The 21,825-nt window shown below is 73.8% G+C and carries 22 protein-coding genes; all 22 read right to left on the bottom strand.

Annotation, left to right across the window (positions count from 1 at the left end; genetic code table 11):
• Nucleotides 1-78: 78 nt before the first annotated feature.
• Entirely contained in the window at nucleotides 79-1,689 is a 1,611-nt protein-coding gene (locus tag DNL40_RS04225; RefSeq protein ID WP_111250006.1) for a methyl-accepting chemotaxis protein, read from the bottom strand.
• Nucleotides 1,689-2,792: a substrate-binding domain-containing protein gene (locus tag DNL40_RS04220; RefSeq protein WP_111250005.1), complete on the bottom strand. Its 1,104-nt coding sequence runs from the start codon at nucleotides 2,790-2,792 to the stop codon at nucleotides 1,689-1,691. Before DNL40_RS04220 ends, DNL40_RS04225 begins: the two co-directional genes overlap by 1 nt.
• 99 nt (nucleotides 2,793-2,891) lie before the next feature.
• The gene (locus DNL40_RS04215) at nucleotides 2,892-4,589 is read right to left on the bottom strand and encodes a methyl-accepting chemotaxis protein (protein ID WP_111250004.1); all 1,698 of its coding nucleotides are present in this window, start codon (nucleotides 4,587-4,589) and stop codon (nucleotides 2,892-2,894) included.
• A gap of 91 nt (nucleotides 4,590-4,680) precedes the next feature.
• Entirely contained in the window at nucleotides 4,681-5,100 is a 420-nt protein-coding gene (locus tag DNL40_RS04210; RefSeq protein WP_111250003.1) for a chemotaxis protein CheW, read from the bottom strand.
• Nucleotides 5,097-7,496, bottom strand: a complete 2,400-nt coding sequence (locus DNL40_RS04205; RefSeq protein ID WP_111250002.1) for a chemotaxis protein CheA — start codon at nucleotides 7,494-7,496, stop codon at nucleotides 5,097-5,099. Before DNL40_RS04205 ends, DNL40_RS04210 begins: the two co-directional genes overlap by 4 nt.
• A 67-nt stretch (nucleotides 7,497-7,563) precedes the next feature.
• Nucleotides 7,564-7,872 carry a carbon storage regulator CsrA gene (gene csrA / locus DNL40_RS04200; RefSeq protein ID WP_111250001.1) on the bottom strand — a complete coding sequence of 103 codons (309 nt, stop codon included), beginning with the start codon at nucleotides 7,870-7,872 and terminating at the stop codon, nucleotides 7,564-7,566.
• 61 nt (nucleotides 7,873-7,933) lie between these two features.
• A complete protein-coding gene (locus DNL40_RS04195) occupies nucleotides 7,934-9,205 on the bottom strand; it encodes a hypothetical protein (protein ID WP_111250000.1) in 1,272 nt (423 codons plus the stop codon).
• Nucleotides 9,177-11,243 (bottom strand): flagellar biosynthesis protein FlhA, encoded by a 2,067-nt coding sequence (flhA, locus tag DNL40_RS04190; RefSeq protein ID WP_111249999.1) that lies wholly within the window; start codon nucleotides 11,241-11,243, stop codon nucleotides 9,177-9,179. The genes DNL40_RS04195 and flhA overlap by 29 nt, the downstream gene beginning before the upstream one ends.
• Nucleotides 11,240-12,421, bottom strand: coding sequence for an EscU/YscU/HrcU family type III secretion system export apparatus switch protein (locus tag DNL40_RS04185; protein ID WP_111249998.1), 1,182 nt, complete (start codon nucleotides 12,419-12,421; stop codon nucleotides 11,240-11,242). Before DNL40_RS04185 ends, flhA begins: the two co-directional genes overlap by 4 nt.
• The gene (locus DNL40_RS04180; RefSeq protein ID WP_179950931.1) at nucleotides 12,418-13,194 is read right to left on the bottom strand and encodes a flagellar biosynthetic protein FliR; all 777 of its coding nucleotides are present in this window, start codon (nucleotides 13,192-13,194) and stop codon (nucleotides 12,418-12,420) included. Before DNL40_RS04180 ends, DNL40_RS04185 begins: the two co-directional genes overlap by 4 nt.
• 1 nt (nucleotide 13,195) lies before the next feature.
• A complete protein-coding gene (fliQ, locus tag DNL40_RS04175; RefSeq protein ID WP_111249997.1) occupies nucleotides 13,196-13,468 on the bottom strand; it encodes a flagellar biosynthesis protein FliQ in 273 nt (90 codons plus the stop codon).
• Between the two features lies 1 nt (nucleotide 13,469).
• Nucleotides 13,470-14,156 (bottom strand): flagellar type III secretion system pore protein FliP, encoded by a 687-nt coding sequence (gene fliP, locus DNL40_RS04170; RefSeq protein ID WP_245885653.1) that lies wholly within the window; start codon nucleotides 14,154-14,156, stop codon nucleotides 13,470-13,472.
• Nucleotides 14,153-14,656: a flagellar biosynthetic protein FliO gene (locus DNL40_RS04165; RefSeq protein ID WP_111249995.1), complete on the bottom strand. Its 504-nt coding sequence runs from the start codon at nucleotides 14,654-14,656 to the stop codon at nucleotides 14,153-14,155. The genes fliP and DNL40_RS04165 overlap by 4 nt, the downstream gene beginning before the upstream one ends.
• Nucleotides 14,656-15,384, bottom strand: a complete 729-nt coding sequence (gene fliN, locus DNL40_RS04160) for a flagellar motor switch protein FliN (protein ID WP_111249994.1) — start codon at nucleotides 15,382-15,384, stop codon at nucleotides 14,656-14,658. The genes DNL40_RS04165 and fliN overlap by 1 nt, the downstream gene beginning before the upstream one ends.
• Nucleotides 15,381-16,328, bottom strand: a complete 948-nt coding sequence (locus tag DNL40_RS04155) for a flagellar motor switch protein FliM (RefSeq protein WP_245885652.1) — start codon at nucleotides 16,326-16,328, stop codon at nucleotides 15,381-15,383. Before DNL40_RS04155 ends, fliN begins: the two co-directional genes overlap by 4 nt.
• A 246-nt stretch (nucleotides 16,329-16,574) precedes the next feature.
• A complete protein-coding gene (locus DNL40_RS04150; protein ID WP_111249993.1) occupies nucleotides 16,575-17,102 on the bottom strand; it encodes a flagellar basal body-associated FliL family protein in 528 nt (175 codons plus the stop codon).
• Nucleotides 17,103-17,107: 5 nt separating this feature from the next.
• Nucleotides 17,108-18,001 (bottom strand): OmpA/MotB family protein, encoded by an 894-nt coding sequence (locus DNL40_RS04145; RefSeq protein WP_111249992.1) that lies wholly within the window; start codon nucleotides 17,999-18,001, stop codon nucleotides 17,108-17,110.
• Nucleotides 17,998-18,780, bottom strand: coding sequence for a motility protein A (locus tag DNL40_RS04140; protein WP_111249991.1), 783 nt, complete (start codon nucleotides 18,778-18,780; stop codon nucleotides 17,998-18,000). Before DNL40_RS04140 ends, DNL40_RS04145 begins: the two co-directional genes overlap by 4 nt.
• Nucleotides 18,780-19,076 carry a flagellar FlbD family protein gene (locus DNL40_RS04135; protein ID WP_245885651.1) on the bottom strand — a complete coding sequence of 99 codons (297 nt, stop codon included), beginning with the start codon at nucleotides 19,074-19,076 and terminating at the stop codon, nucleotides 18,780-18,782. Before DNL40_RS04135 ends, DNL40_RS04140 begins: the two co-directional genes overlap by 1 nt.
• Nucleotides 19,077-19,246: 170 nt before the next feature.
• Nucleotides 19,247-20,068: a C40 family peptidase gene (locus DNL40_RS04130; RefSeq protein ID WP_245885650.1), complete on the bottom strand. Its 822-nt coding sequence runs from the start codon at nucleotides 20,066-20,068 to the stop codon at nucleotides 19,247-19,249.
• 34 nt (nucleotides 20,069-20,102) lie between these two features.
• Nucleotides 20,103-21,266, bottom strand: coding sequence for a flagellar hook protein FlgE (locus DNL40_RS04125; RefSeq protein ID WP_111249989.1), 1,164 nt, complete (start codon nucleotides 21,264-21,266; stop codon nucleotides 20,103-20,105).
• A gap of 37 nt (nucleotides 21,267-21,303) precedes the next feature.
• Entirely contained in the window at nucleotides 21,304-21,780 is a 477-nt protein-coding gene (locus DNL40_RS04120) for a flagellar hook assembly protein FlgD (RefSeq protein ID WP_111249988.1), read from the bottom strand.
• Nucleotides 21,781-21,825 lie beyond the last annotated feature (45 nt).

Genomic DNA, 21,825 nt, shown 5'->3' with positions numbered 1-21,825 from the left:
CAGCACGGCACGACGGCGCCCCACCCGGTGTCAGGACCGGGTGGGGCGCCGTCGTGCGTGCTGCGGACAGCCGGCCCGTCAGTAGCTGAAGGCCGCGACCTTCTCGCGCAGGTCCTCGGCCGCCTGGGCGAGCGAGGTGACCGACGTGCCGATCTCGGCCACGGTCTGCGAGGACTGCGAGGCCGCGGCGGCGACGCCGGTGATGTTGGCGGCGATCTCGCCCGAGCCTGCCGCTGCCTCGCTCACCGAGCGCGACATCTCGTTCGTCGTGGCGGTCTGCTCCTCCACCGCCGAGGCGATGGTCAGCTGGAAGTCGTTGATCTCGGCCACGATGCGGCTGATCTCCCCGATGGCGGCCACCGCGCCGGTGGTGTCGGCCTGGATGGCCTCGACCCGCCGCGCGATGTCCTCGGTGGCCTTGGCCGTCTCCTGCGCCAGGTCCTTGACCTCACCGGCCACGACGGCGAAGCCCTTGCCCGCCTCCCCGGCGCGCGCCGCCTCGATGGTCGCGTTGAGCGCCAGCAGGTTCGTCTGCTCCGCGATCGACGTGATGACCTTGACGACGTTGCCGATCTCCTGGGAGGACGTGCCCAGCTTGGCCACCTGGTCGTTCGTCTCGGCGGCGACCCCGGTGGCCTCGGCGGCGACCTTCGCGGCCCGGGACGCGTTCTCCGCGATCTCGCGGATGCTGGCACCCATCTGCTCGGCACCGGCGGCCGCCGCCTGCACGTTGCGGCTGACCTGCTCCGCGGCCGCGGCCACCACGCCCGCCTGGGCGGACGTCTCCTCGGCACCGGCGGCCATGCCGTCCGAGCCCTGGGAGAGCTCGTCGGCCGCGGCGGCCACCGAGCGAGAGGTCTCGACCACGCCCGCCAGCACGGTGCGCAGGTTCTGCTGGGCGTCGTTGAGGGAGGCGGCCATGCGGCCGATCTCGTCCTGCGACTCGACGACGGCCGGCTGCGTGAGGTCGCCGGCACCCATCGCCTCGAGCGAGGCACCCACCGAGCGCACCGAACGGTTGATGCGGCGCACGATGGCGACGGAGAGGGCCACCGACAGCGCCGCCGCGACCACGAACGTGACGCCCAGCACCGCGATCATGGTGCGCGCCTGCGTCTGCCCGGCCTGCTGGATGGCGACGACGTCCGCGTCCGTCTGCGCCGAGGCGAGCGCCAGGGCCCGCCCGGCCCAGTCCGGGTCGGCGGCGACGTCGGCCGCCAGCGCCGCGTCGAACGCGGTGGCGTCGCCGGCCTCGACCAGCGGGAGCAGCGTGGAGTCACGGTAGGCGGTCCAGGCGTCCCAACGGTCCCGGAAGTCGTGCCACTGCGGGGTGCTCGCCGAGGGGAACCGCTCGATGACGGCGATCTGCGCCTTGACGTCGTCGTCGACCCAGCTCAGGGACGTCAGGTACTGGGCCCGGGTGGACTCGTCCGCCCCGGCGGCGCGGTGGAGCAGCAGGTGGCTGCGCGCCTGGTCCACCTGGAGCTCGGAGAAGGAGCGCTGGAGCTCGGTGTTGAGCTCGGACATCTCGGCCAGGTCGTCGGCGGCCCGCCAGAGGGCGAGCGCTCCCGCCCCGCCCACCACCGAGAAGGCCCCGCCGAGCACCAGCATCGCCGTGGCGAACTTGGTGGCGAGCGGGCGGTCCCAGAACCAGGCACCGCGGCGGCGCGGTGCGGCCTCGAGCGACATCAGCGGATCTCCTCTGCCGTGTAGTACCCGCTGTCGACGAGTACCTTCGTGTAGTTCGCCTGCGTCACCGCCTGCGGTGCCAGCAGGTAGGAGGGCACGACCTTGGCGCCGTTGTCGTACGACGTCGTGTCGTTGACCTCGGGCTCGCTCCCGGCCAGCAGGGCCTGCACCATCTGCACGGTGACCTCGGCGAGCTGGCGGGTGTCCTTGTAGACGGTGGCGTACTGCGTGCCCTGGGCGATGAGCTTCACGGAGTCGATCTCGGCGTCCTGCCCGGTGACGACGGGCTGCTGGCCGATGGACGCTGCGGCGGTGAGGACGGCGCGGGAGATGCCGTCGTAGGGCGAGAGCACGCCGTCGAGGGTGCGGCCCTCGCCGTAGGCGGGCACGAGGGTGGCCATCCGCGCGGCGGCCTCGTCGGCGCTCCACGCCTGGGTGGCGATCGACTCGAAGTCGGTCTGGCCGGACGGCACCACGAGGACGCCGGCGTCGAGGTACGGCCGCAGCACGGACATCGCGCCGTCGTAGAACACGGTGGCGTTGTTGTCGTCCGGCGAGCCGGCGAACAGCTCCACGTTGAAGGGGCCGGTGACGCCGGTGGGCGCCCCCGATGCGTCGAGGATCCCCAGGCCGGTGAGCAGCGCGGTGCCCTGGAGGACGCCGACGCGTGCGTTGTCGAAGGACGCGTAGTAGTCGATGTCCTTGGAGTCCCGGATGAGCCGGTCGTAGGAGACGACCGGGATGCCGGCGGCGTGCGCGTCGGCCAGGACGCCGGTCAGCGCCTTGCCGTCGACGGAGCCGACCACCAGGGCGTCGGCGCCGGCCTCGACCATGGCGGCGAGCTGCTCCACCTGGGTTGCCGGGTCGTCCTCGGCGAACTCGACGGAGACGTCGAAGCCGAGCGACTCGAACTGGTTGCGGAGGTTCTCCGCGTCGTCGATCCAGCGGTCCGACGTCGTGGTGGGCATGGCCACGCCCACGAGCGGGGTCTCACCCGAACCACCCGAACCACCGGACTCTCCCGGTGAGCCTGGGCCGGAGCAGCCGGCCGTGAGGCTGAGGGCTCCGGCCGCCAGGGCTGCGGCCACGATCCGTATGCGCATCGATGCGTCTCCTCGGTTCGGGTGGTGCGATCGTCGGTGATCTGCCGGCGGTCGCCGGCTCACGGGCCCCCGGCGCGCACCGCGCCGGGGGCCCGCCAGTCAGTAGGTGAAGGTGGAGACCCTGGCGCGCAGGTCCTCCGAGATCCGTGCGAGCTCGGCGATGGCCTGGCCGTTGGCGGCCAGCGCGCGGGACGACTCGGAGGCGGCCCCGGCGACGCCGGTGATGTTGGCGGCGATCTCGCCGGAGCCGGTGGCGGCCTCGGCGACGCTGCGCGACATCTCGTTGGTGGTGGCGGTCTGCTCCTCCACCGCCGAGGCGATCGTGAGCTGGAAGTCGTTGATCTCGGCCACGATGCGGCTGATCTCCCCGATGGCGGCCACCGCGCCGGTGGTGTCGGCCTGGATGGCCTCCACGCGGCGGGCGATGTCCTCCGTCGCGCGCGCCGTCTCCTGGGCGAGGTCCTTGACCTCCCCGGCGACGACGGCGAAGCCCTTGCCCGCGTCACCGGCCCGGGCGGCCTCGATCGTGGCGTTGAGCGCCAGCAGGTTCGTCTGCTCCGCGATCGACGTGATCACCTTGACCACGTTGCCGATCTCCTGCGACGAGACGCCCAGCTTGGACACCTGGTCGTTGGTGGTGGCGGCGACGCCGGTGGCGTGCGAGGCGACCTTGGCGGCCTCCGACGCGTTCTGCGCGATCTCGCGGATGCTGGCACCCATCTGCTCCGCACCGGCGGCCACGGCCTGCACGTTGCGGCTCACCTGCTCGGCCGCCGCGGCCACCACGCCCGCCTGGGCGCTGATCTCCTCGGAGCCCGCCACGACCTGGTTGGACCCGGCGGAGAGCTCCTCGGCGGTGGAGGCCACCGTCATCGAGGACTCGACGACCCCGGACAGGGTCCCTCGCAGGGCGGTCTGCGCCCTGCCCAGGGACTCGGCCATGCGCCCGAGCTCGTCACGGGAGGCGACGTCCGCGGTGACCGTGAGGTCCCCGGAACCCATCGCCACGATGGTGCGCTGCACCTTGCGCAGGTCCCGGACGAGGCCGCGCACCAGCAGGGTGCCGATGGCGGCACCGAGGAGGAGGCCGAGGCCCGCGACGATCAGCACGACGCGGTCGGTCGCGGCGGAGAGGGTCATCGCCTCGTCGATCCGGTCGCCGACCTTCGCGTTGCGCGAGTCGACGAGGGCCTGCAGGGCGTCGCCGACCTCGGTGGTCAGCGGGCGCACCTGCTCCGCGTAGGCCGCGTGGTAGCCGGCGGAGCCGAGCTCCGCGGCCGGCTCGATGGCGTCCGCCGCGGCCTGGTACCGCGCGTAGGCGTCCAGCAGGTCGTCGAACACGTCACGGTCGATGACGAAGGGCTCGTAGTCCTCGAAGTCCTTGAGCACGTCCGCGTCGAACCCGGCGCGGTCCTGCGCGAGCGCCTCGCGCTCCTCAGGGGCGACCATGCCGTACTCCAGGACGCGTGCCCGGCTGGCTTGGAACCAGCGCTGGGCGTCCACGAGGTAGGCCTGCGGGGCGATGATGTTCTCCCCGAGGTCCTCCACGTCCGCGGCCAGCGTGGTGCTGCTCGACATGGCTATGACGGTCACCGACACGACGGCGACGCCCATGACGGTCAGGGCCGAGGCGACGCGCACCGCGATGGGCAGGTCGCGCAGGCGGCGGGGCCCGCGACCCCCGCCCGCCGGGGTGGGAGCCTGCGGTGCCGGAGAGGCCGGCGCCGTGGCGACGGGTGGGAAGGGTGCGGTCGGTGCGGACGTCTCCGCGGGGGCCGCGGCGAAGGCGGTGGTCATGTGGTGCTCCGGGGTTCGGTCCCGCCGGGCGATGGGCGGCGGGGACTCAGGTGGTGACGGGGTGGCGCAGGGGATGCAGGACGCGAGCGCGTCAGGCGACGGTGGCGGCCTCGTCGACGTCGAGGACCAGCAGCAGCCGCTCCTCGAGCCGGCAGGCCCCGCGGATCAGCGGGCGCAGCGTGGGGTCGAGCGTGTCCGGCGGCGGGCCGAACCGCTCGGGGGCGACGTCGACCACGTCACCGACGCGGTCGACGAGCAGGCTCGTGGGCTCGCCGTCCGTCTGGACGACGACCATCATCCGCTCGGCGTCGTCGGCTGCCGGGGGCAGCCCGAGCCGCGGGCGCAGGTCGACCGTGAGGACGACCTGGCCGCGCAGGTTGACCAGCCCGGCGATGCCGTCGGGAGCGAGCGGGACGCGCGTGCGCTCCTGGGCGACCAGGGCCTCGCGGACCTGGAGGACGTCGATGCCGTAGAGGGCGTCGTCGATGGTGAAGGTGACGTAGCTGCTCATCGGGTGGCTCCCGCGGGCTCGGACTCGGCACGCAGGCCGTCGAACAGGTGGTCGTCCCCCTCGGCGGACGCGGCGACGGCCAGCTCGAAGGCCGGGTCGGCCGCGAGCACCGCGGCCCGCAGGTCGAGGAGCTCGGTGACGCGGTCGCCGATGACGGTGGAGCCGGTCAGGCCGACGTCCTCGATGTCGCTGCGGTGCGTGACGTCGTCGTCGACGATGTCGAGGATCTCGTCCACGACCAGGCCGACGCTGCGGCCGGCCTGCGAGTAGACGATGACCAGGAGGGTGTCCGTCTCCTGCGTGTACGTACCGAGCAGGCGGTCGAGGCGTGCCAGCGGCAGGATCGAGCCGCGGTAGCGGACCACCTCGCGCCCGCCGACCTGCTCCACCTGGTCCGCCGCGAGGCTCTCCAGGCGGGCGACGGAGGCGAGCGGCATGGCCAGGCGGCGACCGCCCACGCCCGCCACCAGCACCTGCTCCACGGTGGAGGACTCCTCCACCACCGTCTCCTGCCCGGCGAACGACGTGCCGGGGCCCAGGTCGCCGTCGCGCGCCAGGGCGGAGCGCGAGATGGCCTGGACGTCCAGGATGAGGGCGACGCTGCCGTCGCCCAGCACGGTGGAGCCGGAGTAGACACCGATGGCCTTCAGGCGCGGCGACAGCGGGGTCACCACGATCTCCTCGGTGCTGACCACGCGGTCCACCAGGAGACCCACGCGCTGGCTGTCGGCCTGCACGACGACGATGACGCCGGCCGAGCGCTCGCGCTCGGCGCCGCGCTCCTGCAGCCCGAGGGCGTTGGCGAGCGGCACGAGCGGCAGCAGCTCGCCGCGCAGCCGGTAGACGGGCGCGTCGTGCACGTGCTCGATGCCGGCACCGGTGCGCTGGACGTCGAGAGCGACGAGCTCCAGCACGTTGACCTGCGGCAGGGCGTAGACGTCCCCGTCGCAGACCACGGTGAGCGACGGCATGATCGCGAGCGTCAGCGGGATGCGCAGGCGCCACACGGTGCCCGTGCCCACGGTGGACTCGACGTCGACCGTGCCGCCGATCGCCTCGATGCGCGTGCGCACCACGTCCATGCCGACGCCGCGGCCGGACACGTTGGTCACCTTCTCCGCGGTGGAGAAGCCCGGCAGGAACAGCAGCTGCAGCAGCTCGGCGGGGCTCATCGCCGCGACCTGGTCGGGGGTGCGCAGACCACGCTCGACCGCCTTGGCGGCGACCTTCTGCGGGTCGATGCCCCGGCCGTCGTCGGCGACCTCGACGACCACCTGGCCGCCGGAGTGGTACGCCCGCAGCGACAGGGTGCCGCGGCGGTCCTTGCCGCTGGCGGCACGCTCCTGCGGAGGCTCGATGCCGTGGTCGACGGCGTTGCGCACCAGGTGCGTCAGCGGGTCCTTGACGGCCTCCAGGAGGCCGCGGTCCAGCTCGGTGTCCCCGCCGGTCATCTGCAGGGAGACCTCACGGCCCACCACGGAGGCGAGGTCGCGCACGACGCGCGGCATCTTGGACCACACGTGCTCGATGGGCTGCATGCGCGTGCGCATGACGCCCTCCTGGAGCTCGGCCGCGATGAGGTCGAGCTGCTGGGAGGAGCGCACCAGCTCCGTGTCCGTGTCGCGGGCGCCCGCGATACGGGTGATGCGGTTGCGGGTCAGCACCAGCTCGCCCACCTGCCGCATGAGCTCGTCGAGCACCTCGACGTCGACGCGGATCGAGGAGTCCGCCGCCGAGCGCAGCAGGTTGGTCTCCTCGGGGTGCGCCTCGGCCGCGGCGTCGTGCGCCGGCTGCGGTGCGGGAGCGGGGGCCGGTGCAGGGGTCTCGACCTGCGGAGCGGCGGGCGGCTCGGTGGCCGCGGACGCCTCGCCCGCAGGCTGTGCGGGGGCGGGCTGCTCGCCGCCGCCCTGCTCGCCGCCGCCCTGCTCGCCGTCGCCCTGCGTCGCCGGCGCCGCGACGTCCTGCGCGGGCTCGCCCGCGGCCGGCTCGCCCGCGGCGCTCGCGCCCGGGGTCCCCTCCTGCACCGCGAGGATCGCGGCGACGGCGGCGTCGATCTCGACGTCGCCCTCCGTGCCGTCCGCCTCGATCGCGGACAGCAGCGAGCGCACGGTGTCCACGAGGTGCAGCAGCACGTCGGTGGTGGGCTGGTCCATCACGCGGCGACCCTCGCGCAGCTCCACGAGGAGGTTCTCCCCGACGTGGGTGAGCCGCTCGAGCTTGCTGAACGCGAGGAACCCGCTGGTCCCCTTGATGGTGTGGATCGTGCGGAAGATGCTGCTCAGAAGACCGCGGGACCCTGGGTCGCTCTCCAGCGCCACCAGGTCTCGGTCGAGCTGGTCGAGGTTCTCGTGACTCTCGACCAGGAACTCCCGGACGATCTCGTCCACGTCATCCATGACTGGGCCTCCCACCGGCCGGTGGTCGGATCCCGGCTGGTCGAAGGACCTATCGGATGCGCCCGGGTCAGGCTGAGGGTTCCTGCCCCGCGCCGTCGTGGCGTGCGTCTCCCCCGCGGGCGTCGCCGGAGGGGTCCTGCGGCCTGCGCACCCCGGCAGCGAGCGCGCGCAGGGCGTCGGCGGCGACGTCGTCGGCCCCTGCGGCGGCCGCGTTCTCGGCCTCGACGGCGGCGACGACCTCGGCACGGTTGACGCGGACGTCGCGCGGGGCGTCGATACCCAGGCGGATCGTCTCGCCGCGCACCTCGACGACGGTGACCGTGATGCCGCCACCGATGACGAGGCTCTCGCCCACCCGTCGACTCAGCACCAGCATGCGGCGACCCTATCGCGCCCCGGGCGGGTGCCGGGCACGTGGTCCGGCCCGCGGTGCCCGGTCAGGACCACAGCACCGGGTCGTCGAGAGCGGCGCTGAGGAGCGCGGCCCAGGCGACGCGGGTGGCGGGCACGCCGTCGATCCAGCCCACGGGGACGGGCAGGGCGAGGGCGGCGGCGGGCCGGACGGCGGTGAGGGCGCCGCGCAGCGCGAGGGCGTCGACGGTGCGCGCGCCACCGAGCTCGTCGAGCCAGGCGCGGGTGTCGGTGAGGCTCTCGTGCGCGTCGACGGCCGCCCACACCTGGCGGGCGTGGGCCGCGCGCAGGAGGGCCACGGCCTCGGTGTGCTCGCGGGCGTGGGCGTCGAGGCAGACGGCCAGGACGCCCGGGTACGGGGCCCGCTCGGCGCCGGCGCGCCACGCGGTGACGTCGGGGGCGGTGCCGAGGCGGCGGCCGACGCCCGCGGTGGGCACGATGACGGGCACGTCGCCGCAGTGGGCGCGCCCGGTCTCGGGCACGCCGCAGCGGTCGGCGAGGAGCGCGGCGGTGGCCAGGGCGTCCGCGCCGGGGCCGACGACGACGATGACGGCGCCCGCGGTGCGCAGCGGCATCACCGCTCCGGGCAGCCGGCCCAGCACGCCGGAGAACGTGACGGGCGGCTCCAGCAGCTCGGCGGGCACGCCAAGGGCGGCGAGGTGGCTCGCGAGGTCGCCGGCGGGTCCGGCGGGGTCGCGGTCGCCGAGGGTCCGGACGGCGGACGAGTCGACCACGGGCGCCTCGATCGGCGTGAAGCCGCTGGGCGGCGGGGGCACCACGACGTCGGCCTCGGGCTGCAGGCCCGCCATGCCGCGCACCTGCTCCAGCAGGGTCGCGAAGTCCTCCCCGGTGGTGGAGGGCGTGGGCACGGGTGCGCGGTCGAGCCCGGGCACGTCGGCATCCCCCGGCGCACCAGCGGGCACGCTGCCGTCGAAGCCCGCCGCGACGCCGCCCGGCACGCCGCCGGGAGCAGCGCCCGGGGCCCCGCCGGCCGCCGCCGGCCGGGCGGCGCCGGTCACGGTGTCGGCGGCGTCGGCCGCACCGATGAGCTCCTCGAACGAGCGCGGCCGCAGCGACCCGGGCGGCAGGTGCCGGGGCGGGGCGGGCTGCTCGGGCAGCGGCACGTCGTCGGGCACGTCCACGGTGACCTCGTAGCGCTCGCGGGCGAAGAACCCGGCGAACCCGCCGGTACGCACCCGCTCGGCGCGCACGACGCGGGCGCGGGGCCCGAGCTCGCCGCGCACGTGGGCCATCAGCTCGGCGAGGTCGTCACCCTCGAGCAGCAATCGCGTGGCCATCGCTCACCACCCCTGCGCTCTCGACGGCGGCTCCTGCGGCCGTGACCTCGCTGTAGGAGAGCACGGGCAGGCGGGGCAGCGCCAGCGCGACGAGCCGGCGCAGGGCCGGCCGCAGCGCGGGGACGCAGGCGAGGACGACGTCGCGGCCGTCGGCCTCGGCGTCGGCCACGGCGCGCCGCAGCTGGGACAGCAGGGAGTCGAGCCGGGCGGGCTCGACCACGAGCTGGCTGCCGGCGTCGCCGGGGCGCACGGACTCGGCCAGGGCGTGCTCGAGGGCGGGGTCGAGGGTGACCACGCGCAGCGTGCCGTCGTGCACGTGCTTGGCGGTCAGGGCGGGGCCCAGCGCGGCGCGGGCCGCCTCGATCAGGCCCTCGGGCTCGGTCGAGGTGCGGGCGCGGGTGGCGATGCCCTCGTAGATGCGGCCGAGGTCCCGGATGGAGACCTGCTCGGCCAGCAGGCCCTGCAGCACCCGCTGCACCTCGCCGAGGGACAGCAGGCCGGGCACGAGCTCCTCCACCACGGACGGGCTGACGCTCTTGAGCCCGTCGGTGAGCAGACGGACGTCCTCGCGGCTGAGCAGGCGCGGCGCGTTGTCGGTCACGACGGCGCCGAGGTGGGTGATGAGCACGGAGACACGATCCACCACGGTGGCGCCGCTCATCTCGGCGGCGTGCCGCAGCTCGGCGGGGATCCACCGGCCGGGCAGTCCGAACACGGGCTCGGAGACGGGGGTGCCGGGCAGCGAGCCCAGGTCGTCGCCGAGGGCGAGCAGGCGGCCGGCGGGGGCGAGGCCGCGGGCGGTCTCGACGCCGGCCACGAAGATCGCGTAGGTGGAGCGCGGCAGGTCGACGCTGTCGCGGGTGCGCACGGGCGGCACGACGACACCGAGCTCCAGGGCGAGCTGACGGCGCAGGCCGCGCACCCGGCCGAGCAGGTCCTGGTCGGGGCCCTGGCCCACCAGCTCCACGAGGTCGGGGGCGAGGCGGATCTCCAGGGCGTGCACGCGCATCTGGTCGAGCAGCTCCTCGGGCGAGTCCCCGGCCGGGGTGGACCCGGCGGGGACGACGGCGGCCGCCTGGGCCTCCTCCTCGGCCTTGCGGGCGGTGGCCGCCGCCCGCTGGGCCAGCAGCAGGAGCGCGGCACCCACCAGCAGGAACGGCACCTTGGGCATGCCGGGCAGCAGGGCGAGGCCGATGGCCCCGGAGCCGGCGATGTACAGCGCGGTGCGCGACTGCGAGAGCTGCTTGGTGGCCTCGGAGCCCATGTCGCCCTCGGCCGTGGACCGGGTGACCACGATGCCGGTGGAGACGGACAGGAGCAGGGCGGGGATCTGGGTGACCAGGCCGTCGCCCACGGTCAGGAGGCTGAACCGCTCGACGGCCTCGGTGACCGGCATGCCCATCTGGGCGACGCCGATGATGATGCCGCCGATGAGGTTGATGACGGTGATGACGATGCCGGCGATGGCGTCGCCCTTGACGAACTTGGAGCCACCGTCCATGGCGCCGTAGAAGTCGGCCTCGGCGGTGACGTCCGCGCGGCGCCGGCGTGCCTCGTCCTCGTCGATGAGCCCGGAGTTCAGGTCGGCGTCGATGGCCATCTGCTTGCCGGGCATGGCGTCGAGGGTGAAGCGGGCGCCCACCTCGGCCACACGGCCGGCACCGTTGGTGATGACCACGAACTGGATGACCACGAGGATCAGGAAGATCACGAGGCCGATGACGAGGGAGCCGCCCACGACGAAGTGGCCGAACGCGCCGATGACCTCGCCCGCGTAGCCGTCGCCGAGCACGAGCCGCGTGGAGGCCACGTTGAGCCCGAGGCGGAACAGCGTGAACACGAGGATCAGCGACGGGAAGACGGAGAAGTCGAGCGGGCGGCGCACGTACATGCTGGTGAGCAGGATGACGAGCGAGGCCGTGATGTTGACGGCGATGAGCACGTCCAGCAGCGCCGGCGGCAGCGGCACCACCAGCAGGATCACGATGCCCACGACCCCCACGGGGACCGCGAGCTGGGAGATCGACCTGTTTCTCACGCGGCGCTCCTGGTGGCTGTCGGCTGGCTGGGTCGGGGGGTGCGGGCGTGCCGGGGCGGGCCCCGGTGACCGGGGCGCCGGGGCGGGGCCTCGGGCACGGTGCTGGCCTGCGGCATCCGGTGGGAGCCGGCGGCGGCGCCGCGCTGACGCAGGTTCATGACGAAGGCGAGCACGCGGGCCACGGCGGTGAACAGGTACTCGGGGATCTCCTGGCCGATGTCGCAGGCGGCGTGCAGGGCGCGTGCCAGGGGGACGTCCTCCACCAGGGGCACGCGGTTCTCCAGCGCGCGGGCGCGGATGGCGGAGGCGACGGCGCCCGCACCCTTGGCGACGACGCGGGGGGCGCCGGCGCCGGGCTGGTAGCGCAGCGCCACGGCCACGTGGGTGGGGTTGACGAGCACGACGTCGGCGTCGGCGACCTCGGCCATCATGCGGTTGCGGCTCATGGCGAGCTGGCGGGACCGGATGGCGCCCTTGAGGAGCGGGTCGCCCTCGGTGCGCTTGTTCTCGTCCTTGAACTCGCGCAGCGTCATGCGGGTCTGCTTGCGGTTGCGCCGGATGACGACGGCGAGGTCGAGGAGGGCCATCGCGATGCCGGCCCCGACGCCCCACAGCAGCAGGTCCTTGACGCCGTCCGTGGCGGTCCACAACAGCTGGCCCAGGGTGAGGTCGCCGGACACCGCGAGGAGCGGCACGAGGGCGCGCATGGCGACGTAGACGGCCACGCCCACCAGCGCGCTCTTGAGGAGGGTCTTGAGGGCCATCCACCACGCCTGGGCGCCGAAGAGCCGCTTGGCGGCGCTGACGGGCTTGAAGTGGTCGAAGTGGAGCCGGATCTGGCGCGGCCGCAGGCCGCCCTGGGCGATCGAGACGGCCAGGACGACGCCGAAGACGACGGCGAGCAGCGGCGCCAGGACACCGATGATGGAGCGCAGGCCGTCGCCGAGCGCCCGCACCGCCACGCCCGTGTCGGGGCTGGCGGCGACGTCGCGCACGACGGCGAGCTGCTCCTGGGCGGCGGCGGCCCCGGCGTCGAGCACCAGGGGCAGGGTGACGGCGGCGGCGGCCAGGCCCACCCAGGCCGACAGGTCCTGGGAGCGGCCCAGCTTGCCCTTGCGCCGCGCCTCCTTCATGCGTTGCGGGGTGGCGGGGAGGTTGCGCTCCTGGGAGTCGCTCACGGGCTCACCCCCAGCATCGTGTCGACCGCGTCGCCGGTCAGCGCCCGGACCACGCCGCCGAGGGCGAGGAAGGCGAAGGCCCCCAGCGTGAGGGTCACCATGATCTTGAGCGGGAAGCCCAGGGCGAAGGCGTTGAGGGCGGGGGCCACGCGGGTCAGCAGGCCGAGGCCGACGTCGGTGAGGAACAGGACCACCAGGAGCGGCCCGGCGATCTGCACCGCCGACAGGAACATCTGGGACAGCCCGGTGGCCACCGACTCGGCGAGGGCGCCGGTCACGGGCGACGTGCCGAGGGGGATAGCGTCGAAGCTGCGGGCCAGGCCCGCCAGCACGACCTGGTAGCCGTCCGAGGCGAACAGCAGCACGAGCGCCGCGAACTGGTACAGCCGGGCGAACGGGGCGCCGCTGGTCATGCTCATCGGGTCGAACGCGGTGGCGAGCTGGAAGCCGCCGAACAGGTCGATCAGGCCACCGGCGGCCTGCACCGCCGAGAACACGAGGGCGACGAGGAACCCGAGCCCGGCCCCCGCCACGGCCTGGAGCACCAGGGCTGCGACGAACGCGCCGGTGCTCGAGGCCGGCTCCTGGTCCAGGCGCGGGGCCACCGCCAGGGCCAGGCCGAACGCGAGGGTCAGCTTGACCATCGAGGGGATGCCCCGCTGGGCGAACGGCGGCGCGATGACGAGGAACGCGGCGAACCGCACGCCCGCCAGCAACGTCGCCTCCACGGCTCCGAGCGGCAGCGTGACCGCCACGGGGTCGCTCGGTCCCATGTCAGGAACCCACCAGGGCGGGGATGCGGGTGAACAGCTCGCGCGTGAACGTCACGAGCTCGGACAGCATCCAGTTGCCGCACACCACCAGCGCGATCGCCGCGGCGATGGCCTTGGGCACGAACGACAGCGTGATCTCCTGGATCTGCGTGACCGACTGCGCGAGCGAGACGACGAACCCGACCACGAGCGACGTGATGAGCACGGGGGCCGCGAGCTTGGCGGCCAGCACGAGGGCGTCCATCCCCAGGTCGAGGACTGCGGCGGTGTCCACGTCAGCCTCCCCCATAGGAGCCGACGAGCGCGGTGACGATCAGGCCCCAGCCGTCCACGATGACGAACAGCAGCAGCTTGAACGGCAGCGAGACCATGACGGGCGGGAGCATCATCATGCCCATCGCCATCAGCACCGAGGAGACGACGAGGTCGATCACCAGGAACGGCACGAAGATGACGAAGCCGATGATGAACGCCGCGCGCAGCTCCGACAGCAGGAACGCCGGCGCGAGCTGGGCGAAGCCGACGTCGGCGGGCGTGGCCGGGTTGGGCAGGCCCGCCGCCCGGGTCAGCAGCGCCAGGTCGGACTCGCGGGTGTGGGCCAGCATGAAGTCGCGCAGCGGGCCGTAGCCGGCGTCGACCGCCTCGGTGAAGGTGAGGCTGCCGTCCAGGTACGGCTGCACGCCCGCGTCGTTCACGCCGCTGACCGTGGGCGCCATGATGAACAGGCTCAGGAACAGCGCCAGGCCGGCGATGACCTGGTTCGGCGGCACGCCCTGCAGGCCGAGCGCGTTCCGGGTTAGCGCGAGCACCACGAAGATCTTCGTGAAGCTCGTGGTCATCAGGATCAGCGCGGGGGCGACCGACAGCAGGGTGATCGCCAGCAGGACGACGATCGAGCTGCTCGGCGTCCCGTTGACGCCGTTGATGGTGACGGCGACGGTGTCGCCCAGGTCCGGGTTCACCGGCGGACCGTGCGTTCCTGCACCGCGCGCACGGCGCGGCGCCACGTGTGCGGGTCGAGCACGGACCCCGCCAGCGGGGAGCCGCCCGCGCCGTCGTCCGGCACGCTCGCCGCGACGTGCCGTGGCGCGCGCGCACCGGCCAGCGCCGGCACCGGCACCGGCAGCCACGGCGGCGCGACGACGCCGGCCCCCGTCACCGTCCCGTCCTCCGCCCCCACGACGTCGCCCGCCACCGCCGCCGGAGCGGCGACGGCGTCGAGCTCGCCCAGGAGGCTCACCTGCTGCTCGCCGAACCCGACCAGCAGCCGGCGCTCCCCGATGCCCAGCACCGCGACACCGGCGTGCCGGCCCAGCGGCTGCCGTGCCACGACGCGCACCTCGTGCTCGCCGGTGGCCGGAGCACGCCCCTGACCGAGCCGACGGCCCAGGTACCAGATCAGGAGCAGCACGACGCCCAAGGACAGGACGACGCGCAGGAGGAGCATGACTGCGTCCCCCATCACCCCACGTCCGATCCCGGCACGATCTCGGTGATGCGGATCCCGTAGCTCTCGTCGACGACGACGACCTCGCCGCGGGCCACGAGCCGGCCGTTGACCATGACGTCCGCCGGGCTGCCGGCCGTGCGGTCCAGCTCGAGCAGCGAGCCGGGCACCAGGTCGAGCACGTGCCGCACCGGCAGGCGCGTGCGACCGATCTCGGCCGTCAGCGTCATCTCGACGTCGTACAGCATCCGCATGCTGGCACGCGCGCCGCCCGCCGGAGCCGCAGCCGGCGGGGCCACGCGCTCCCCGCGGGCCCGCAGCGTGAACCAGGCCAGCGTGGTGCCCTCGTGCTGCAGCGCGAACACCAGCGTGTCCTCGGCGACGACGTCGCCCGCCACCTCGGTGCGCGAGTCCTCCAGCAGCCCAGCACCCAGCGTCTGAGCGGCGGCCTCCAGGGCCGGACGCAGCGCGTCCGCCGGGCTCAGCGCGCCGGCGGCACCGGCGTCGGCCGCCAGCGCCTCCGAGATCGCGGCGTCGGCCACCAGGGCGAGCTCGGCGCTCGTGGCACCGACGAACGAGGCCACCTGGGCGCTCGCCGTCGCGGGCGGCAGGTCGCCGTCCGACGCGGGCACCGCGACGAGCGGCACCGTGGCCGGGACCAGCGCCGCGGCGGCAGCGGCGGCGGAGGCGGCCTGCTCGGCCGCCGGACCGGCGGCGCGGCTCGGCGTGACGGTGGTGTTCATGAGCGTGTCTCCTCGATAGCGACGACCTGGCAGGCAAGGCGGGACCCGCGGGTCCCGACGGCGGCATGGGCGAGCACGACGTCGTCGACGACGACGTCCAGCGGTCGCTCCTGCGGGTGGGACAGGGGCAGGACGTCGCCGACCTCGAGCGAGACCACGTCCCGCGGGCGCACCGTGACCGGCGCGAACCGGACGGCGACGTCGACAGGCACCTCGCTGACAGCGAGGTCGAGCTCGGCCTGGGCGATGGCGACGGCGTGCTGGTCGGCCTCCGAGCCCTGCGCGGTGCCCTCCGAGGCACGCAGCGCGGCCAGGAGGAGCTCGGCGGGCAGCATGAAGGTGGCGGTGTCGGTGCGCTCGCCCTGCCGCACGGTGAAGGTGGCGACCAGCACCGTCTCGCCGGCCGCGACGGCCTGGACGAACTGGGCGTTGTACTGCACGCTGCGGAACGACACCTCCAGCGGCAGCACGGAGGCGAAGGCGTACGACAGGTCCGAGAACGCGGCGTTGACCAGGTCGCGCAGCAGGGTCACCTCGATCTCGGTGAGCTCCCGCTCGAACCGGTCGTCGCCCGCTCCGGTGCCGCCGTACAGGTAGTCGATCCACACCAGCGTCATGGGCGGCGGCAGCTGCAGGATCGCCGTCTGGCGCAGCTCGCCGGCGGAGCAGACCACCAGCACGCTCGGCGTCGGCAGCGAGGCGACGTGCTCGTCGTAGGGCCGCAGCGCCAGGTCCTCGAGAGTGATCTCGGTGACGGCGCGCAGCCGGGCCGTGAGCTGCGTGGCCCACTGGCGGCCGAACCGTTCGAACGCCATCTCCAGGGCACGCGCGTGCTCACGGGACATGGTCAGGGGGCGGCGGAAGTCGTACGGGACCGGCTCGCTCGAGCGCACGGCGCGCGCACCTCGTCCGGCACGCACGATGCTGGGGCCTGGGACTGTCACGCGCCCCTCATCGGACGTCTGCGGGCAGGTGTGAGGAAAACGACGGGTGAGAGCGCACGACGAGAGGCCGTGGGGGCACGCCCGTGCCCCGGATCCCCGCGCCGGACCCCTCGTGGGCCGGTCCCGCCGGCGGCGTCGTGCCGGGGCGGAGCGGGGCGGTGTGGCGCCCTCCGTGGCGCCGTGAACGTGAGGCGGGCCGAGCCCGCCGGACGGTGGCCGCAGCCCTGGCGGGCCGTGCCGTGACCGTCACTGGTAGACGAACTCCCTCAGATAGACGTCCATCACCTCCCCGTGGTAGGCGTGCTCGAGCTGCTCGGCGAGCGTCTGCTTGAGCTCCTCGCGTGTCACCGGGTCGGCCACCTCGGAGATGTCGCGCCCCGAGTACAGGCTGATGGCGTGGTCGAGCGCGATCGACGCGTCCGGGCCGGCACCGTGGCCGCCGGCGTCCGCGGTGAGCTGCAGGCCCAGACCCAGGCGCAGGTAGCGGCCGTTGGCCAGGTTGATGCTGATCGGGTCGATCTGCATGACCTCCCCCGGCTCCGGGGGAGGCGGCGGCGCGGGCTCGCTGTCGCGGCCGAGCCACCACCAGGCGGCGCCCGCACCCAGGAGGGCGACGACCACGAGCGCACCGACCACGGCCAGCGCCCTGCGCCCCCGGGGCCGCTTCGCCGGCTCCTCGGCCGCGACGGCCTCCTCCTTGACGGGCTTGATCGACGTCGCCGGCTTGGGGCCGCCGATCTTCTGCGGGGTGATGACGCGCTGTTCGAGCGGCATAGGGGTCAGCCCTTCTCCTGGTCGACCACGGGAAGCAGGTCGCGGACGGCCTCGGGTGCGTCGCTCAGCACCACGAGGTCCACCCGCCGGTTGGCGGCCAGCGCCATGTCGTCGGTGCCGCTGACGAGCGGGCGCTCGTCACCGAACCCGACGGCCATGACGCGCTCGCCGGGGACGCCGCCGTTCTCCACGAGCCGGCGCAGCACCTGCGTGGCTCGGTCGGACGACAGCTCCCAGTTCGTCGGGTACCTGCCCGACACGGGGATGATGTTGGCGTGCCCCTCGACCGAGACGTGCTCGGAGATCTCGCGCAGCGTCGCGGACGCCGTGTCCAGCACCTGCCGCGCCGTCTCGGTCAGCTCGGCGCTCGAGGCGGCGAAGAAGACGTCGTCGGCCACCAGGCGCATGGTCAGGCCGCGGTCGTCGATCCGGAAGTCCACGGTGCGCGCCAGGTGCGCGGACTCGAGCTCGGCACGGATCCGGTCGCGGATCTGCTCGAGGTGCTCGGCCTCCTCCTCGGCCAGCGCCAGGGCGCGCGGGTCGGTGCCCAGCCGCTCGTGCGAGGTCAGGTCGGCGCCCTGCAGCCCCAGCCCCTCGTCGGCGTCCACGATGCCGGCCGTGCTCGTGGCGGGGTCCCGAGGCGTGTCGGGCGCGTCGTGGCCGTCCATGACACCGCTGCTGCCGTCGAGGATGCCGTCCGACCCGGACGCCACCTGGAAGCCGGCCTGCAGGGACGCGCGCAGCGCCTCGTACTTCTCCTGGTCGACCTGGCTCATCGCGAACAGCACGATGAACAGACCCATGAGCACGGTGATCATGTCGGAGTAGCTCACGAGCCAGCGCTCGTGGTTGACGTGCTCCTCCTCGTGCGCCTTGCGGCGCCGGCCCCCGCCGCTCATGCGGCAGCCTGCTTCTTGCCGGGCCTGCCCTCCGGCTCCGGCGGCAGGAGGCTGCGCAGCACCTCGCCCACCACGCGCGGGTTGGCGCCGGACTGCACGGCGATCAGGCCCTCGAGCGTGACCTCCATCTGCATGCACTCCAGGTCGGAGACGCGGCGGATGCGGTTGGAGATGGGCAGCCAGACGACGTTGGCCGAGAGGATGCCCCACAGGGTCGCGACGAACGCGGCGGCGATGGCGTGGCCCAGCGACGACGGGTCGGACAGGTTCTCGAGCACGTGCACCAGCGAGATGACCGTGCCGATGATGCCGACGGTGGGCGCGTAGCCGCCCATGTCCTGGAAGTACTTGGAGTACACGCGGTCCGCGGTGCGCTTGGAGGCGATCCGGTCCTCCAGGATGCCCCGCAGGTCGTCGGGGTCCGTGCCGTCGATGGCCTGCTGGAGCCCGGCGCGCAGGAACGGGTCCTCGACCTTGCGCGCCTCGTCCTCGAGCGCGAGCAGGCCCTCGCGGCGGGCGCGGTCGGCCAGGCCGACGAGCACGTCGATCGTGCCCGCGGGGTCCGGTGCCTTGCTGCCCAGAGCGCGGGGGACCGCCTTGTAGGACTCGACGACGTCCTTCATGGTGTGACCGGCGACGCCCACGGCCATCGTGCCGAACCACACCAGGATCATCGGTGCGGGCAGCATGATCGACATCGGGTCGGCGCCCTCGATCAGCAGCATGGCGAAGATCGCTACCAGGGCGACGACGATTCCGATGATTCCGGCGGGATCCATCACGGGCTCCTCGGTCGAAGCGGGACGGGGGGTGGCGGGTCGTCACCGTTCCCGCCCTCGTGGACCACGAGGTGGGGGGCGGTGTCCTCCGGCTCGGAGACCGTGCTCGGCATGTCCCGCGCGTGGGCGAGGACCGTGGCCTTGTGCTCGGTGACCAGGCGGATGACGTCCTGGAGGGTCTCGGTGATGACGTACTTGCTGCCGTCCACCAGGGTCAGGATCGTGTCGGGCGCGGTCTCGACGCGCTGGATCAGATCGGGGTTGACCCCGAAGGGTGTCCCGTTCAGACGCGTCACGATGATCACGGCAGGCCCTGTCCCTGGTCCCGGCTGGCAGGCCGGGGCGATGATCCGGCCAGGGCCCCTCCGTGGGCCCGTGCCTTGCTCATCGGCCGGCGAGGGTGAGATGTGAGGGTTCCGGGCCACCGCTCCCCCTCCGCGCGGTGCTGCCGGCGTCACGGTGGCTCTCAGACCACACGCAGGAAGACCGGGTCCTGCTGCCAGATCTTGCGCACGGCCACGTCCCAGCCACCCGGGCGCGAGGCCTCCACCTGCATGCCGTCGCCCATGTAGACGGACACGTGCCCCGGCGACCAGATGATGTCGCCCGGCAGCGCCTCCTCGCGGGAGACCACGGTGGTGCGCGCGGAGTCGCGGATGGCGGTGGACTGGTGCGGCAGGTCCACGCCGACCTTCGCGTACGCGTAGCTCACCAGGCCGGAGCAGTCGAAGCCCGCCGGCGTGGAGCCGCCCCACACGTAGGGCGTGCCGACGTGCTCGAGCGCGGTGGCGACGACCTGCTGGCCGCGCGCGGCGACGTCCGACGTCGGCGCGGCGGGCTGCCAGACCGGGCCGGCCTCGGCCGCCCCGGACACCCCGGCCGCCGCAGCGGCTGCACCGGAAGGAGCGCCCGGCACCGCCGTCACACCCTCCACGGTGCGGGCCTGGCCGAAGGTGGCCTGCGCCCACAGCTGGGCGAGCGACGTCGTACCGGCCGCCGCGGGCAGCGCCGCGGCGAGACCGCCCCCGGCGGTGCTGCCGCTCGCCGCGGGCAGGAGGCCCGCCAGCGCACCCGGCACCCCACCCGGCACCGTGCCCGCGAGGGTGCCGGGCAGGGCGGAGGTCGTGCCCGTGCCCGCCAGCTCGGCGGCCAGCGCCGACGCGAAGGTGCCGGCCGCCGCGGTCGGGGCCGAGGCGGTGCTCGCCGTCGCCGGGACGGCCGCGGGGGCCGTCCCGGTGACGGTCGAGAGCTCGCTCACCCGCGCCACGATCTGGCTGATCGCTTCCACTGAGTCTCCTCAGACGTCGCTCGTGCTGCCTGCGTCAGCGCTTGAGGTTGACCAGCTCGTTCAGCACCTCGTCCGAGGTGGTGATGACGCGGGAGTTCGCCTGGAAGCCACGCTGGGCCACGATCAGGTTGGTGAACTCGCTGGAGAGGTCGACGTTCGACATCTCGACCGCGCCGCCGGACAGGCCGCCGCGCCCGCCGGTGCCCGCGGTGCCCACCTGGGCCTCGCCGGAGTTGACGGTGGTGCGGAACAGCGAGCCGCCCGCCTTCTCCAGGCCGGCCGGGTTGTTGAACGTGCCCAGCGCGATGCGGCCCAGCACCTGGCTCATGCCGTTGCTGAACGAGCCGGTGATGGTGCCGTCGTTGCCCAGGGTGAAGGCCTGCAGCACACCGGCGGCCTGGCCGTTCTGCCCCTCGAACTTGATCGTGTCCACGCCCGCGAAGCCGGTCAGGCCGGAGACGTCCACGGCCACGCCGTCGGCGGTGATGGTGCCCAGCGGGGCCAGCACGCCGTCGGTGAGGGTCAGGGACGTGGGCGTCACACCCGTGCCCGAGACGTCCCAGCCGGTGGCCGTTCGCGTGAAGGACAGGGTCAGCTCGCGGGCGTTGCCCTCCGCGTCGTACACCTTGGTGGTGCGCTCGAGCACGGTGCCCGTGGCCGCCTCGGCGTCGAGGTTGCCCGCGAAGGTGGCGGCGGTGGTCTGCCTGGGCGGCATGACGGTGCCGGTGGGCACACGCAGGTCCGTCAGCGGGCCGTTCGGGTCGACGACGCCGTCCACGGCGGCCCACCCCTGGACGAGCGCGCCCTCGCCGGGCAGCACCATCTGGCCCGTGGCGTCGAAGTCGAACGAGCCAGCACGCGTGTAGAACGTCTCGTTGCCCTTGCGGACCACGAAGAAGCCGTCGCCCTGGATCATCATGTCGGTGCTGCGGCCCGTGAGCTGGGCCGAGCCCTGCGTGAAGCTGGTGGTGATACCGGCGACGCGCACGCCGAGGCCCACCTGGGCGGGGTTGGTGCCACCGAGGCCGTTCTGGGCGCCGGCGGGGTTCTGCACCACCTGGCTGAGCGCGTCCTGGAACTGCACCTGGGACGACTTGAAGCCCGTGGTGTTCACGTTGGCGATGTTGTTGCCGGTGACGTCGAGCATCGTCTGGTGGCTGCGCAGGCCGCTGATGCCGGAGAAGAGCGAGCGGAGCATGGTGGTTCCTTTCGGGGGACGTGCGAGAGGCTGGAGGTCAGGCGGTGGCGTCGGTGCCGGGCACCGTGGGCGCCGTGGAGCCGGTGCCGGTGGCGGCGATCACGCCGGCGACCGACTCGAGCGGCACGTCCACGTCGCCGACGCGGACGGTGGGCACGGGTGCGGCGTAGGAGGTCGAGCTGGCGGTGCCGGTGACGACCTTGCCCGCCTCGTCGAGGTAGCTGACCTGCTGGCCGACCAGCGAGGCGGCCGTGGCGCGCATCTGGAGCGCGAACGCCTCCCGCTGCGTGTCGGCGAGCTCGGTGAGCGACTCCGTCATGGACAGCTGCGTGGTCTGCGTCATCAGCTGCGAGGTGTCCATGGGGTTGCTCGGGTCCTGGTTGCGCAGCTGCGCCACCAGGAGCTGGAGGAACGCCTGGCGGTCGAGCTGGTCGTTCGGGCGGTCGCTGGCCGTCGTCGCGCGAGGCGTGGTCAGCGATGCGACGTCGATCGCGCCGGGTGCGTCGATGGTCATGGGTTCTCCGTCCGTGTGGTGCGTGGCGGTCGTGCGTGGAGCAGG

It is taken from the genome of Xylanimonas oleitrophica, from assembly GCF_003244315.1.
In the GTDB taxonomy this organism is placed as follows: domain Bacteria; phylum Actinomycetota; class Actinomycetes; order Actinomycetales; family Cellulomonadaceae; genus Xylanimonas_A; species Xylanimonas_A oleitrophica.
The sequence above is the reverse complement of the archived record's forward strand: the minus strand, read 5'-3'. Positions and strand labels throughout refer to the sequence as shown.

What these genes read in the sequence shown, in the direction of transcription:
- DNL40_RS04225 (WP_111250006.1), bottom strand. Translation starts at nt 1,689, where the DNA reads ATGTCGCTCGAGGCCGCACCGCGCCGCCGCGGTGCCTGGTTCTGGGAC.
- DNL40_RS04180 (WP_179950931.1), bottom strand. Translation starts at nt 13,194, where the DNA reads ATGGGACCGAGCGACCCCGTGGCGGTCACGCTGCCGCTCGGAGCCGTG.
- csrA (WP_111250001.1), bottom strand. Translation starts at nt 7,872, where the DNA reads ATGCTGGTGCTGAGTCGACGGGTGGGCGAGAGCCTCGTCATCGGTGGC.
- DNL40_RS04195 (WP_111250000.1), bottom strand. Translation starts at nt 9,205, where the DNA reads ATGGCCACGCGATTGCTGCTCGAGGGTGACGACCTCGCCGAGCTGATG.
- DNL40_RS04125 (WP_111249989.1), bottom strand. Translation starts at nt 21,266, where the DNA reads ATGCTCCGCTCGCTCTTCTCCGGCATCAGCGGCCTGCGCAGCCACCAG.
- fliN (WP_111249994.1), bottom strand. Translation starts at nt 15,384, where the DNA reads ATGAACACCACCGTCACGCCGAGCCGCGCCGCCGGTCCGGCGGCCGAG.
- DNL40_RS04205 (WP_111250002.1), bottom strand. Translation starts at nt 7,496, where the DNA reads ATGGATGACGTGGACGAGATCGTCCGGGAGTTCCTGGTCGAGAGTCAC.
- DNL40_RS04145 (WP_111249992.1), bottom strand. Translation starts at nt 18,001, where the DNA reads ATGAGCGGCGGGGGCCGGCGCCGCAAGGCGCACGAGGAGGAGCACGTC.
- DNL40_RS04150 (WP_111249993.1), bottom strand. Translation starts at nt 17,102, where the DNA reads ATGCCGCTCGAACAGCGCGTCATCACCCCGCAGAAGATCGGCGGCCCC.
- DNL40_RS04165 (WP_111249995.1), bottom strand. Translation starts at nt 14,656, where the DNA reads ATGGGGGACGCAGTCATGCTCCTCCTGCGCGTCGTCCTGTCCTTGGGC.
- DNL40_RS04140 (WP_111249991.1), bottom strand. Translation starts at nt 18,780, where the DNA reads ATGGATCCCGCCGGAATCATCGGAATCGTCGTCGCCCTGGTAGCGATC.
- DNL40_RS04220 (WP_111250005.1), bottom strand. Translation starts at nt 2,792, where the DNA reads ATGCGCATACGGATCGTGGCCGCAGCCCTGGCGGCCGGAGCCCTCAGC.
- DNL40_RS04210 (WP_111250003.1), bottom strand. Translation starts at nt 5,100, where the DNA reads ATGAGCAGCTACGTCACCTTCACCATCGACGACGCCCTCTACGGCATC.
- DNL40_RS04120 (WP_111249988.1), bottom strand. Translation starts at nt 21,780, where the DNA reads ATGACCATCGACGCACCCGGCGCGATCGACGTCGCATCGCTGACCACG.
- DNL40_RS04215 (WP_111250004.1), bottom strand. Translation starts at nt 4,589, where the DNA reads ATGACCACCGCCTTCGCCGCGGCCCCCGCGGAGACGTCCGCACCGACC.